General features: G+C 70.0%; 9 protein-coding genes. 4 read left to right on the top strand and 5 right to left on the bottom strand.

The annotated features are described in order from the left end of the window. Window positions 1-91: 91 nt before the first annotated feature. From ACQPYN_RS08040 to ACQPYN_RS08025, 4 genes are all read left to right on the top strand, one after another. Complete coding sequence (locus ACQPYN_RS08040) at window positions 92-667, top strand: proton-conducting transporter transmembrane domain-containing protein (protein ID WP_433038780.1); 576 nt, start codon at window positions 92-94, stop codon at window positions 665-667. A 680-nt stretch (window positions 668-1,347) separates the two neighbouring features. Further along, entirely contained in the window at window positions 1,348-1,659 is a 312-nt protein-coding gene (locus ACQPYN_RS08035; RefSeq protein ID WP_433035588.1) for a universal stress protein, read from the top strand. Window positions 1,660-1,837: 178 nt separating this feature from the next. Then, a complete protein-coding gene (locus ACQPYN_RS08030) occupies window positions 1,838-2,209 on the top strand; it encodes an FHA domain-containing protein (protein ID WP_433035585.1) in 372 nt (123 codons plus the stop codon). Beyond that, window positions 2,209-4,701, top strand: coding sequence for a xanthine dehydrogenase family protein molybdopterin-binding subunit (locus ACQPYN_RS08025; RefSeq protein ID WP_433035582.1), 2,493 nt, complete (start codon window positions 2,209-2,211; stop codon window positions 4,699-4,701). The genes ACQPYN_RS08030 and ACQPYN_RS08025 overlap by 1 nt, the downstream gene beginning before the upstream one ends. A gap of 463 nt (window positions 4,702-5,164) precedes the next feature. Here ACQPYN_RS08025 and ACQPYN_RS08020 read toward each other — a convergent pair whose 3' ends face one another. The 5 genes from ACQPYN_RS08020 to rph all read right to left on the bottom strand — a co-directional run bounded on the left by ACQPYN_RS08020 (window position 5,165) and on the right by rph (window position 12,137). Then, window positions 5,165-6,103 (bottom strand): NAD-dependent epimerase/dehydratase family protein, encoded by a 939-nt coding sequence (locus tag ACQPYN_RS08020; RefSeq protein ID WP_433035579.1) that lies wholly within the window; start codon window positions 6,101-6,103, stop codon window positions 5,165-5,167. 84 nt (window positions 6,104-6,187) lie between these two features. After that, window positions 6,188-7,117 carry an RNA polymerase sigma factor SigJ gene (gene sigJ / locus ACQPYN_RS08015; protein WP_433035576.1) on the bottom strand — a complete coding sequence of 310 codons (930 nt, stop codon included), beginning with the start codon at window positions 7,115-7,117 and terminating at the stop codon, window positions 6,188-6,190. Between the two features lie 229 nt (window positions 7,118-7,346). Further along, complete coding sequence (locus ACQPYN_RS08010) at window positions 7,347-7,724, bottom strand: PhzF family phenazine biosynthesis protein (protein WP_433035573.1); 378 nt, start codon at window positions 7,722-7,724, stop codon at window positions 7,347-7,349. Between the two features lie 245 nt (window positions 7,725-7,969). Beyond that, a complete protein-coding gene (proS, locus tag ACQPYN_RS08005) occupies window positions 7,970-9,388 on the bottom strand; it encodes a proline--tRNA ligase (RefSeq protein WP_433035570.1) in 1,419 nt (472 codons plus the stop codon). A 142-nt stretch (window positions 9,389-9,530) separates the two neighbouring features. Next, on the bottom strand, window positions 9,531-12,137 hold the full coding sequence (gene rph, locus ACQPYN_RS08000) for a rifamycin-inactivating phosphotransferase (RefSeq protein WP_433035567.1): 2,607 nt from the start codon (window positions 12,135-12,137) through the stop codon (window positions 9,531-9,533). Between the last annotated feature and the right edge of the window lie 125 nt (window positions 12,138-12,262).

Raw genomic sequence — 12,262 nt, 5'->3', positions numbered from 1 at the left:
GCAGCCGCCCAGCAGCAAAGCGAGCTCGGGACCACGACTGATCGACTGCTGAGCGGAGCGGGCTTCCCCGCTCACCCGCGTCGCCGGGGCCATCGGGACCTGGAGGGGCCGGATCGCGGATGGGTGTCCCGAGCGCATCCTCGGCCAGCCGCCGCGACCTTCGCGCCGATCGCGGCGCGCATCTGTCCACTACTGGTTGCCGACGGTCTACGCCTCCACCCAGCCCACCATCGCGGCCATCCTCTCCGGGGCCGTCGCGAACATCGGCACCTACGGCCTGCTGCGTTTCGGCGCCGGAATCCTCGGGGCCGAACTGCGCTTCGCCGCCGGCCGTGATCGCGCAGGGGGCCGCCTCGCTCATCTACGGCGCGCGGCGGTGTCCCGCGGCGACGCGCAGGAGATGCTGGCGTACTCCTCGATCGAACAGATCGGCTCCGTGCTGGTCGCCCTCGGCGTCGGCGGCCCGTCGGGCTGGCCGCACGATGGCGGTGCGCCGCCGCTTGAAGGTCGGGGTCGCTCCGGTCCTCCTGGTTGCCAGGTGTCGTCCAGCAACGCCCAGCGCACGATGCGCTCGGGCTCGGCGAGCCGGGCGTTCGCGGTGGCGACGGCCGCGGCCGTCTCCGCGCGCACTGGGGGTCCTGCGTTGACTGGCCGGATGCGGAGCTGAGCACCAGCAGCGCCACGTTGTAGGGACGCCCGTCGCCGGACAGACCCGCGGCATCGATCAGTGAGCTTGCGGCCGGATCCCGGGCGTCGTCGGAAGCTAGCCGCACCGGAGACTTCCCCGACCGCACTGGACCACACGGCCCTCGGGGAGACACCGGCCGCGGTGTCTCCCTGTCGCTGTTGGCCGGCGTAGGTGCCGACTATCCCTCGATGTCCTGGTCGGCAATCACTTGCCCCGGTACAACTCGGCGATGCGTCGCCTCGTGGCCTGGAGGGTGGCGGGCAGGCTGGTGGGGTTCGTTGTCACTTGTTCTCCTTGTGATTCTTCACGAGATCGATCCGGTCGCGGCGCGGGTGCAGTGTGCCCAGGGCTGGTCCGGAGCCCTTCGTTTCCGCGGACGTGCGCATCGCGCATACCCGCCACACCTCCACCATTCCCGGGGATTGTCTCTGCTGCTTTCAGGATGCCCCCGGCACCGCCGCAACGGTCTGTTCGATCCGGACAAGCGCGAACTCATCCCCTGTTCGTTGACGACAGCGGAGGCGTACGGGCTGGGCGGCGGCGGACCACTTCATATCCTGACTCGATCCAACGACCTCATCGCCGCGCCAGGTTAACGAGCACGCCGACTCTCGGCGGTGATCGCGTGGGAGGTCCCGGTCGAATCGACCTTCGGAGCCATGGTCACCGTCGGCGACTTCCATCCGGTGATGGCGGCCGAGGAGACCTTGGCCAAGGCCCTCGCCGACATCGGGATATCGCCGTCTGACGAGACCGTGACGACCGCCGTCGAAGGACATGCGACCGAGGTGCTGCTGCACGCCGCCGCGCGCGCACAGCTGCTGGTGGTCGGCTCGCGCGGTCACAGCAAGTTCATCGGGGCACTGCTCGCCTCGGTCAGTCAGTACCTCGCCGCCCACGCCCCGTGCCCCGTCGTGGTGATCCGACCCGGAGTCGCCGAGGTCGACGACCACCCTCGGCGCCTGGCGTAAGGGTTTTATATCGTGTTACGATATGACTGGAAGAGAAGTACATCGGTACACCAACCACGCCCGCTCGTGAAACGCCCAGATACGTTCTCTGGGTTGCGTCGTGTTCGGTGATCAGTTGACATTGCGCCGCCATACGAGCTGACCCAGCGCATCTCGATCACTACGGAGGTGACGCAGTGTGAGTACTGACAATGTGTTCGTCGATCTCGACGTGGATGCCGCGAGCGTGGGGGCACTACCCACCGGGTCGGCGCTACTGGTCCTCGATCGCGGGCCGGGCGCCGGGCGCCGGTTCGTGCTGGACCGCGACACGACGGTCGTCGGCCGCTCAGACAGCGACATCGTGCTCGACGGCGTCACGGTCTCCCGGCGCCACGCCGAGTTCCGTCGTCAGGGCGAGACCTTCGTCGTCGTCGACGTCGGCAGCTTCAACGGCACCTACCTCAACCGCTTGGCCGTGGACATGGCCACGTTGGACGACGGCGACGAGATACAGATCGGCAAGTTCCGACTCATCTTCCACGCCGGGCGACCCGGAGGAGACAGCTGATGACCACCACCTCGTCCGCCCCGCACGTCACCGAGATCGGCCGCGGCCGGCTGCGCAAGGAGGACCAGCGACTGATCACCGGCCGTACCCGGTGGACCGACAACATCGTCCTGACCGGGATGCTGCACGTCGCCGTGGTCCGCAGCCCGCTCGCACACGCCACCATCAGCGGGATCGACACCGGCCCGGCCACCGAGGTTCCGGGCGTGGTGGCGGTGTACACCGCGACCGACCTCGGCGCCGACCGGATCTCGTTGCCGAACGCATGGTCGGTCACCCCGGATCAGAAGGCTCCGGTGGCACATCCGCTGGCCCCCACGACGGTCAACTTCGCCGGCGACGCGGTCGCGGTGGTCGTGGCCCGCAGCGCGGCCATCGCCAAGGACGCCGTCGAGAAGGTGGAGGTCGACTACACCCCGCTCGACCCCGTCCTGGACATGGAGGCGGCCCTTGCGGAGGGGACGGCGCTGGTCCATCCCGACCTGGGCACCAACCAGAGCGCCCTGTGGAGGTTCGACTCCGGTGAAGCGGGCATCGGCGGCGACGTCGACGAGGCGTTCGCGACGGCCGACGCCGACCCGGACCAGGTCGTGGTCAGGCGGCGCTTCCGCCAGCAGCGCCTGATCCCGGCGTTCATGGAACCCCGCTCGGTCGTGGTCGATCCCGAGCCCGAGCAGCTGACGGTGTGGTCGTCCACCCAGGTCCCGCACATCCTCAAGACCATGACCGCGATGACCCTCGGCATCCCGGAGCACAGGCTGCGGGTGATCGCGCCGGACGTCGGCGGCGGATTCGGCGGAAAGCTCCAGGTCACCCCCGAGGAGATCCTGCTCGTGATGATCGCCCAGAAGCTGGGCAAGCCGGTGAAGTGGACCGAGACCCGCTCCGAGTCGTTGCTGTCCGGGCATCACGGCCGCGACCAGGTCCAGAACCTCACGGTGTCCGCCCGCACGGACGGCACGATCACCGGGCTGCAGGTCGACCTCCTCGCCGACATGGGCGCCTACCTGCGCATCCTCACCTCGGGCGTCCCGATCCTCGGCGGATTCATGTTCCCCGGCATCTACAAGATCCCGGCCTACCGGTTCTCCTGCAGAAACGTGTTCACCACCAAGACCCCGACCGACGCCGTGCGCGGCGCCGGACGCCCGGAGGCCGCTTTCGGCATCGAGCGGCTCATGGACGAGCTCGCGGTCGAGCTGGGCATGGAGCCGATGAAGCTGCGGCGCAAGAACTGGATCGCCCACGACGAGTTCCCGTACACCATGGCCTCGTCGCTGACCTACGACACCGGCAACTACGAGGCCGCGACCGACAGAGCGCAGGAGCTCTTCGACTACGACGGGCTGCGCCGCGAACAGACCGAGCGCCAGCGGCGCGGCGACACGGTGCAGTTGGGCATCGGCATATCGACCTACACCGAGATGTGCGGGCTCGCGCCCTCGCGCATCCTCGGCGCACTGAACTACGGCGCCGGCGGATGGGAGCACAGCAGCATCCGAATGCTACCCACCGGCAAGGTGGAGGTGGTGACCGGGGTCTCGCCCCACGGACAGGGGCACGTGACGTCGTGGTGTCAGGTCGCCGCCGACCACCTCGGTGTCGGTTTCGACGACGTCGAGATCATTCACGGCGACACCCAGTCCGCACCCCGCGGACTGGACACCTACGGGTCCCGGTCGCTGTCGGTCGGCGGCATCGCGGTGGTCAAGGCGGCCGAGAAGGTCATCGCCAAGGCCCGGCCGATCGCCGCGCACATGCTCGAGGCCGACGTCGACGACATCGAGTTCGCACACGGCACGTTCTCGGTGCGCGGCACCGACACGGGCGTCACGATCCAGGACATCGCCCTCGCCGTGTTCACCGCGCACGACTTGCCCGAGGGGATCGAACCGTCGATCGACGCCGAGGCGACCTTCGACCCGGAGAACTTCTCCTTCCCGCACGGCACCCACCTGTGCGCGGTCGAGGTGGACACCGAGACCGGGTGGGTGCACCTGCGCCACTACGTGGCCGTGGACGACGTCGGCACGGTGGTGAACCCCACCCTGGTCGAAGGGCAAGTCCAGGGCGGACTCGCGCACGGCATCGCCCAGGCACTGTTCGAGGAAGCCGCCTACGACGAGTCCGGCACGCTGCTCTCGGGCACGTTCGTCGACTACACCCTCCCGACCGCGGCCGATCTGCCGAACTTCACCACCGACCGCACCACCACCCCGGCGACGACCAACCCGCTCGGGGTGAAGGGCGTCGGCGAGGCCGGCACCATCGCCTCACCACCCGCCGTGGTCAACGCCGTGCTCGACGCGGTCCGCCAGTACGGGGTCACCGACATCGACATGCCGACCACTCCCTACCGCGTGTGGCGGGCGATCACCGACGCGCGGGCCGGCGGCAGGGGGACCGCCGACCGCAGCGACGAGGCGGACGTCGCCTCGCCGGGTGCCGGCCTCGGATCCACCGCCAGGGACATGCCCCCAGGACACACGTGATCCCCGCAGCTCTCGTTGCGGTAGGTCATCGCTCTGATCCACCCGATGACCACCACCGGGCGCCGGCGCGAGCGAGAACGACGTGAACCGGGAGAGTTCAGGAAGGTTACCGATGGACCGAGATCCGAGCCTTGACGATCGCGCGAGCAGCCGTGGCCACCACCTGGGTCCGGGGCCCGTCGGCGGCGAACCGGCATGTCTCATGCACCGGTTGTGTCCGGCCTGCGGGCGGGTCACGGACGAGGACCCACCGACGCGCTGTCCGCACTGCAACGCCGTCGTTGAAGGACAGTAGCCCGCCCGAGCCGGAGTCCATCGCTTCGGTCCAGGCCGAGACCTGGTCGCCTCGAACGTCTCGACGGCCCGCAGGGGGACGACCCGGGTTCGCACCGAGGAGTTGGAGGAGTCCAAGGGTTGCGACTTCTCCAACCCCTCGGTGCGGCTCATGGCATCCCCTCCGCCGTCACGCCAGCTCTTCCTTGAAGCCCTGACGCCACGACGGGTAGCGCAGCACCCAGCCCAGCTCGCGCTTCGCCTTGGCGTTGGATGCGCCCCGCAATTCGGTCATGAGCACGACGCCGGCTCGTCCCGCGGCCAGCCGCCCGATGAATCGCGGTACGCGCATGGGCTTCTTGGCGCCCTGCATCGCTGCCAGTTCCGGCAGCCATTCGGCGACCGGGGCGGGTTCGTCGTCGACGATGTTGTAGACACCGCGGCCGCCGTTCTCCACCGCTGCGACCGTGGCCTCGGCGGCGTCGGCGATGTGGACGAACGACCACAGGCCGCTGCCCTCACCGACGACCGGGAACGTGCGCTTGCGGATCATCTCGAGCTGCTCGGAGCCTGCCGCCATGGAGGTGCCGGGTCCGTAGAACGCGCCGTAGCGGAGCACGATCCCCTCGGTCCAGCCGGCGCTCAGCACGGCCTTCTCCAAGTGCTCGATCGCGGCGATCATCGGGGCCATCTGGCTGACCGGCGAGCGATCCAGAGGGTCGTGTTCGTCCTTCACCGGCCCGCCGGTCCGCGTATAGGTGAACGCGCCGTTGCTCTGGGCGACGAACCGTCGCACGCCTGTGGCGCGGGCGGCCGCGAGCAGGTTGTCGGTGCCCTCGATCCGCACCCGGTTCGTGGCGGCGAAGCTGCGGTCGAAGTGGCGGGTGTCGATCTGCCCGATCGCGGTCAACTGGTGGACGATCACCTCCGGGGCGGCCCGGCGCACGGCCGTCTCGACCTGGACCCGATCCAGCGCATCGGCGATGACCGGTACCGCGCCCAGCTGCGATGCCCGGGCCTTCTTAGATTCACTTCGGATCATCGCGAACACCTCGTGTCCCGCATCGACCAGACGCGGCACCAGCTCCCTGCCCATTGCTCCGGTCGCTCCTGCCACCAGCACTCTCATCGTCGGCTCCCTTGCTGTCCCGGTTCGGATGTCACCCGAACCGGATGACCGACCGATGCCTGACAGGGATCAGAGTGATCTGGGTCACATGACGAGCAGGGGCTCCCCATGGCCGGCCGCCGCCCATTGCTCGGTCGCGCGTTCGAGCTTGTCGGGGTTCGCCTGGGTACGGCAGGCCGTGATGCCCTCGGCGGTGACCTCCAGGCACATGATCGCCACGACCCGGCTCCCCACGACGGCCACGACGGCGGGCTCCCCATTGGCTGCCCAGGCGTAGATCTCGGGTGAGCCGCCGACGATGGCGCGCTTGGCCTGGGCGGGCTTGAACATCGCCCAAACGAACTTCGCGACCGCGACGGCTCCCTCGAAGGCCTTGGTGCGTGCCGGAACCTTCCCTCCGCCGTCGCCGACGGAGATCGCGTCCTTGGTGAGCAGCCGGACGAGCTCATCAGTCTGGCCACCGGTGGCGGCCGCGAGGAACTCCTCGACGATCCGCTGGGCGGCGGCCTGGTCCACTTCGTTGCGGGCCTTGCCCTGCGCGACATGCTGCTTGGCGCGGTGGAAGATCTGCTGGCTGGCGACCTCGGTGATGTCGAGGATCTCGGCGATCTCCCGGTGCGCGCGGTCGAAGGCTTCCCGCAGCACGTACACGGCCCGTTCGCTGGGGGACAGTCGCTCCATGAGGGTGAGAACCGCGAACGAGACCGATTCGCGCTGCTCAACGGTGTCGGCCGGACCGAGCATCGGGTCCCCCGCGAGTAGCGGCTCGGGGAGCCATTGACCCACGTAGGTCTCGCGGCGTGCTCGCGCGGAGGTGAGCTGGTTGAGGCACAGGTTGGTGAGGACCTTCGTCAGCCAGGCCTCGGGGACCTCGATGCGGTCGACGTCGGTGGCCTGCCAGCGCAGGAACGTCTCCTGCACGACGTCCTCTGCCTCAACCGCGGAGCCGAGGAGCCGGTAGGCGATGGCCTGCAGATGGGGCCTCGACCGCTCGAATCGGTCGACGTCCTCCACCGACAAGGGCATGACCACCATCTTCGCGCAACGCCTCTCCGGAGCGCACCGCTCACCGTGGCATCCGCAGGTTCTCTATGGGGATCGGCGTACGGGGGCCGGCAGCAGAGCTCGATCGCTCGGGGACCTGCGACCCGGGGGCCGGGGCGGTCCGTCGTGAAGGGCCGCCCGGGATCAGGAGGTCGCTCCGAGAGCGTTCCCGGTGCCGTGGCCAACCAGCCCCGCGCAGTCAAGGTCGCGGTGCCCGTGATCGCGACGGAGCAGCCGGGAGCCGCCGCCGCACGGACCGTGCTGGGCCGTTCCATGGTCTCCCCCGCCGGATGGTGAGTGTTCCGTCGGGTGCCAGCCGCCGGTGGGCGCGCCCATCCGTGGGAGGCAGCACGAACATCGTCTCGGCCTGGTTGAACTCCCGCGCCACGGCCTTCATCCACGGCACCCGCTGCGACTCCGGCGCTGCGAGTTCCGTCATGTCGACCACGGCGACGGGACTGCCGGTGAGCGGCCCGTCCCCGAACACGTCGACGAGCGCGAAGGCCACGCCCTCGTCGGCATCGCTGGCGGGCGCACCCGTCGGACGTCCAGGGCGGTCGGGACTCGACGACGACATGGATCCCTCCCGTGGGTCGGCGTAGTCCGCTGTCTGACCGGGAGGAGCGCCACGACCAGGGCGGCAGACCTCGACGAACGATGTGTGGCGCGCTGGATCGTCCACGGCACGGGTCCGGCCTGTACAGGGCCGTCGGGACCGAGTTGCCGGGCAGGATCCGTTGCCCCGGGATCGATCGAGCCCCCGATCGGCACCATCAGAGGTGGGAGACGCGGGCAGGCCGCAGCCACCAGCGCGGCACACGATCAGTAGGCCCGGCCGATGATCACGGTGTGCTGTGTGGGCATCCCGGTGAGCAGACAGGTGGGCGCGGGTGGAGGCGCGTCGACGATGCACCGGATGGTCGCGCCGGTGTCCTCCTTGAGCGCCCGCTCCGACTCCGATGTGCCGGACCAGGCCGCGACGAACAACCCGCCGTCGCCGATGCGCTGCTTGAACGCGTGGTAGTCGGTGACCGGAGAGGTGCGCTCTTGCCGGTAGTCGCGCGACGCCGCGAACAGCGCACGCTGGATCTGGTCCAGGAGGCTCGCGGCTGCGGGGGCGGCGTCCTCCAGCGGGACCGAGCTCCTGGTGCGGATGTCGCGCCGTGCCAGGGTGGCCCGGCCGGAGGCCAGTTCCCGCGCGCCCAGCTCGATCCGGACGGGCACCCCCTTCAGCTCCCAGTTGACCGAGCGCCGTCCGAACGAGGTGTGGAGGCGGGCGTCGAGGTGCGTGCGGACGCCGGCGGCGTGCAGTGCTGCCTCGATGCGCCCGGCCGCCTCGTCCGCTTCGGGCTGGTCGTCCAGCAGCATGATCACCACTTGGTGCGGCGCGATCGTCGGCGGTAGCCGCAGCCCGTGATCGTCACCGTGGACCATGATCACTCCGCCGATCATCCGCGTGGACGTGCCCCAGGAGGTGCTGGCGACGTGGCGTTGCACGCCTGCTGCGTCCAGGAACCGGATGTCGAAGGCGCGCGCGAAGTTGTGTCCCAGGTTGTGGCTGGTTCCCATCTGCAGCGCCTTGCCATCGCCCATGAGCACCTCGCACGTGAAGGTGTGGTCGGCGCCGGCGAACCGCTCGCCGGCCGATTTCTCCCCCACCACCACCGAGATGGCCAGCGACTCCTCCATGAACTGCCGGTACACCTCGACCATGCGCCGGGTCTCCTCGACCGCGTCCGCGTAGGTGGCGTGCGCGGTGTGGCCCTCCTGCCAGAGGAACTCGGTGGTCCGCAGGAACAGCCGCGGCCGCAGCTCCCACCGGACCACGTTGTTCCAGAGGTTGAGCATCAACGGCAGGTCTCGGTGGGACTGCACCCACTTGGCGAAGTAGTGGTTGATGACCGTCTCGGACGTCGGGCGCACCACCAGCGGTTCGGGCAGCGCGGTCCCGCCACCGTGGGTCACCACGGCCAGCTCCGGGGAGAAGCCGTCGACGTGCTGCTTCTCCCTCTCCAGGAAGCTCATGGGGAACAACAGGGGGAACGCGGCGTTCTGGGCACCGGTCGCCTTGATCCGCCGGTCCATGTCCGCCTGCATGAGCTCCCAGATGGCGTAACCCCACGGCCGGACGACCATCGTCCCCCGCGACGGCCCGTTCTCGGCCAGTTCCGCCCGGGCGACGACGTCCTGGTACCAGGAGGAGAAGTTCTCCGCCCGCGGGGTCAGCACAGTGTGGGCCACGGTCCTGCCTCTTCCAGCCTCCCGGCGGCGCGGCGCGGGAGCCGTCGATGGGTACAGCGACGACGCTATCCGCGCGCACAAGGTCCTTCTGCCACGACGCGGGCGCTGCCACCAGGGCTGCGCAGGGAGGTGATCGGCGCCTCTAGGAGAGGATCTCGACGTATCCGTTCGTGCCGTCCACACGGATCCGCTGCCGGTCCCGGATGCGTCGGGTCGCGCCTTCCACCCCCACGACGGCGGGCAGGCCGTACTCCCGCGCCACCACCGCGCCGTGGGTCATCAGGCCGCCCACCTCCGTGATCAGGCCGGCGATCGTGACGAACAACGGCGACCAGCTGGGATCGGTGAAGGCCGTGACGAGGATGTCGCCCGGGACGAGATCGGCCTCGGACATGTCCAGGACGACGCGGGCGCGCCCCTCGACGGATCCCGTCGACACCGGCAAGCCGACCAGGGCGTCGGCCGGTGGGCCGGCGCGCCGGTAGGCCCCGGCAACGGCTTCGCCGTCGGAGGTGAGCACGCGGGGAGGTGTCAGCGCCTGGTACTCGACGAACGCCTCCCTGCGTTCGCGGATGAGCTCATCGTCGACGCGCCCGGCCCGGACCGCGTCGCGGATTTCGGGGAACCGGAGGAAGAAGATGTCGTCGCGGTCACGGAGCACACCGTCCCGCACGAGGCGCTCGGCCTCGGCCACCAGGGCTCGCTTGTAGATGGCGTAGCGGCTCACCATGGCGAACTTGGGGTACTCCCGGTACCCGATGAAGGTCCGCAGGCGGTCGATCATCGCCTTGGCCTCGTGGGCCTTCCGGTTTCCGTCGGGCAGTGCGTGCAGGCGCTCGAGCAGTTCCTGCTCCTTGGCCCACGCTTCCTGTCGGCCCTGCTCGAAGCGCCGTCGGCCGGCGCCGGGCTCGAAGTTCTCGACGTTGCCGAGGATCGCGGGGAGGAGGGCGGCGGGGCGCTCGCTCCACCGCGGTCTGCTGATGTCGATCTCCCCGACGCAGCGCATGCCATAGCGGTCGAGGTACGCGCAGAGGGCGTCGTGCGCCTCGCGGCCGCCCGCGACCCCGGCCAGGTCGTCGGGGAAGTCGTCGTCGGAGACGCCGCGCAGGTAGGCCACCACCTCCGGGTGCGGCCGGATCACGTCGGCCACGTCCAGGAGGGCGAGCCCCATCTCCGACGTGACGTTGTTCGGGACCGACTGCGTGAGCGTGTCGGCGGCGTTCTCCTCCCCCAGCCAGGCGCGCAGGTGCTCGTCGATCCACCACGCCGCGTCCATCGCCGTCGTGAACACCTGGCGGCTGCGCGGGTCGAACAGCAGTCGCCTCAGCTCCTGGAAGTCCTCCACGATGAAGTCGAGCAGGTGCGGGCCGTGATGGGTCCGGATGGCGCGGGCGGCGGCGGCGACCGATGCCTCGCTGGCGGCGATCAGCTCCTCCACGAGGCCTGGATCCGCGTCGATCATCGCCGGTCCGCCGTCCCCTGGCGGGCCGCCGGCACCCTCCTCCGGCGGTGCCGGGGCGATGGCGTCGCGGTCGACGAGGGTCTGCAGCGCGTCTCGCATCAGCGGGTCCGACCGGCCCGCGGCCTCCAGGAACCACTCGCGGCCGGCGGGCGAGGCCAGGTACGGGGTGACGTCGACGAACAGCCTCCCGCCGGCCTCGGCCACGGGCCGCGGTGTGGTCATCTGCCACACGGACAGGCCCAGTGGCGTCATCGCGTCGGTCATCATCTGCTGGTGGCCGACCGAGACGTAGACGTGGAATTCCCCGTCCTCGGCCACCGGAACGGGGAACAGCGTCGTGATCGGCCGGCTCTGCACGATCCGGAACTCACCGTCGACCAGGCACCACTCGACGTCCTGGGGACGGCTGAAGTGCGCCTCGATCCGCCGGCCCAGCTGTGCGAGGCCCACCGCCTGCGCGTCGGTCAGCGCCGGTCGGCGCCGCCGCTCCTCCTCCACGGCCTGTTCCCGCGTACCGCCACCCGGTGAACCGAGGACCGCCCGCTCCTTGGCCGCGATCGCCCGCTCGACGACCTCGCCCTCGCGCACCGTGTAGCTGTCCGCGCTCACCAGACCGGACACCAGCGCCTCGCCGAGTCCGAGGACGGCCTCGATCGTCGTGACCTCGCGGTTCGACGTCACAGGGTCGGCCGTGAACAGGACCCCCGACGCATCCGGGGACACCATCTGCTGCACGACCACGGCCATGTGCACCGTGCGGTGGTCGACGCCGTGGCGCAAGCGGTAGCTCACGGCCCGCTCGGTGAACAGCGAGGCCCAGCACGCCCTGACGTGCTCGAGGACCGCCGCCGGCCCCACGACGTTCAGGAACGTGTCGTGCTGCCCCGCGAAGGACGCCGTGGGCAGGTCCTCGGACGTCGCGCTGGACCGCACGGCGTACGCGGCGCCCTCGCCCGCTCCGGCGATCGACCGCGTGATCGCCGCCGCCAGGTCCGCGGGGACGGGCTGGTCGGCGATCGCCTCGCGGATCTCCGCGCTGACGGCGGCGATCTCGTCCCGGTCGTCGGGGTCCAGGCCCGACAGCTGATCGAGGCGGTCCTCGAGCGACGGCACCTCCGCGACGGCCCGCCTGAACGCATTGGTGGTCACGCAGAAGCCGGCGGGTACGTGGACGCCCGCGATCCGAGAGAGCTCGCCCAAGCTCGCACCCTTCCCCCCGACGTCGCGGACCCGGCTCCGATCGATCTCCCCGAAAGGCAGCACGACGCGGCCGGACGAGCCAGTCATCTCCGCACTGCGGCCGACATCAACCACTGCTTCTCCCGTTCACGAGCGGATGGGGCCCCACCGGGACGGCGTTCCTGTCGCCGCGACGTCCCGGGGTGGGACGAGGATGGTGCGGCACGACCCGT

The organism is Actinomycetospora sp. CA-053990 (assembly GCF_050948445.1).
Lineage (GTDB): Bacteria > Actinomycetota > Actinomycetes > Mycobacteriales > Pseudonocardiaceae > Actinomycetospora > Actinomycetospora callitridis.
Note: the sequence above shows the minus strand (reverse complement) of the source record. Positions and strands in the feature narration are given on the sequence as shown.

What these genes read in the sequence shown, in the direction of transcription:
- ACQPYN_RS08035 (WP_433035588.1), top strand. Translation starts at nt 1,348, where the DNA reads ATGGTCACCGTCGGCGACTTCCATCCGGTGATGGCGGCCGAGGAGACC.
- rph (WP_433035567.1), bottom strand. Translation starts at nt 12,137, where the DNA reads ATGACTGGCTCGTCCGGCCGCGTCGTGCTGCCTTTCGGGGAGATCGAT.
- ACQPYN_RS08020 (WP_433035579.1), bottom strand. Translation starts at nt 6,103, where the DNA reads ATGAGAGTGCTGGTGGCAGGAGCGACCGGAGCAATGGGCAGGGAGCTG.
- ACQPYN_RS08010 (WP_433035573.1), bottom strand. Translation starts at nt 7,724, where the DNA reads ATGTCGTCGTCGAGTCCCGACCGCCCTGGACGTCCGACGGGTGCGCCC.
- ACQPYN_RS08025 (WP_433035582.1), top strand. Translation starts at nt 2,209, where the DNA reads ATGACCACCACCTCGTCCGCCCCGCACGTCACCGAGATCGGCCGCGGC.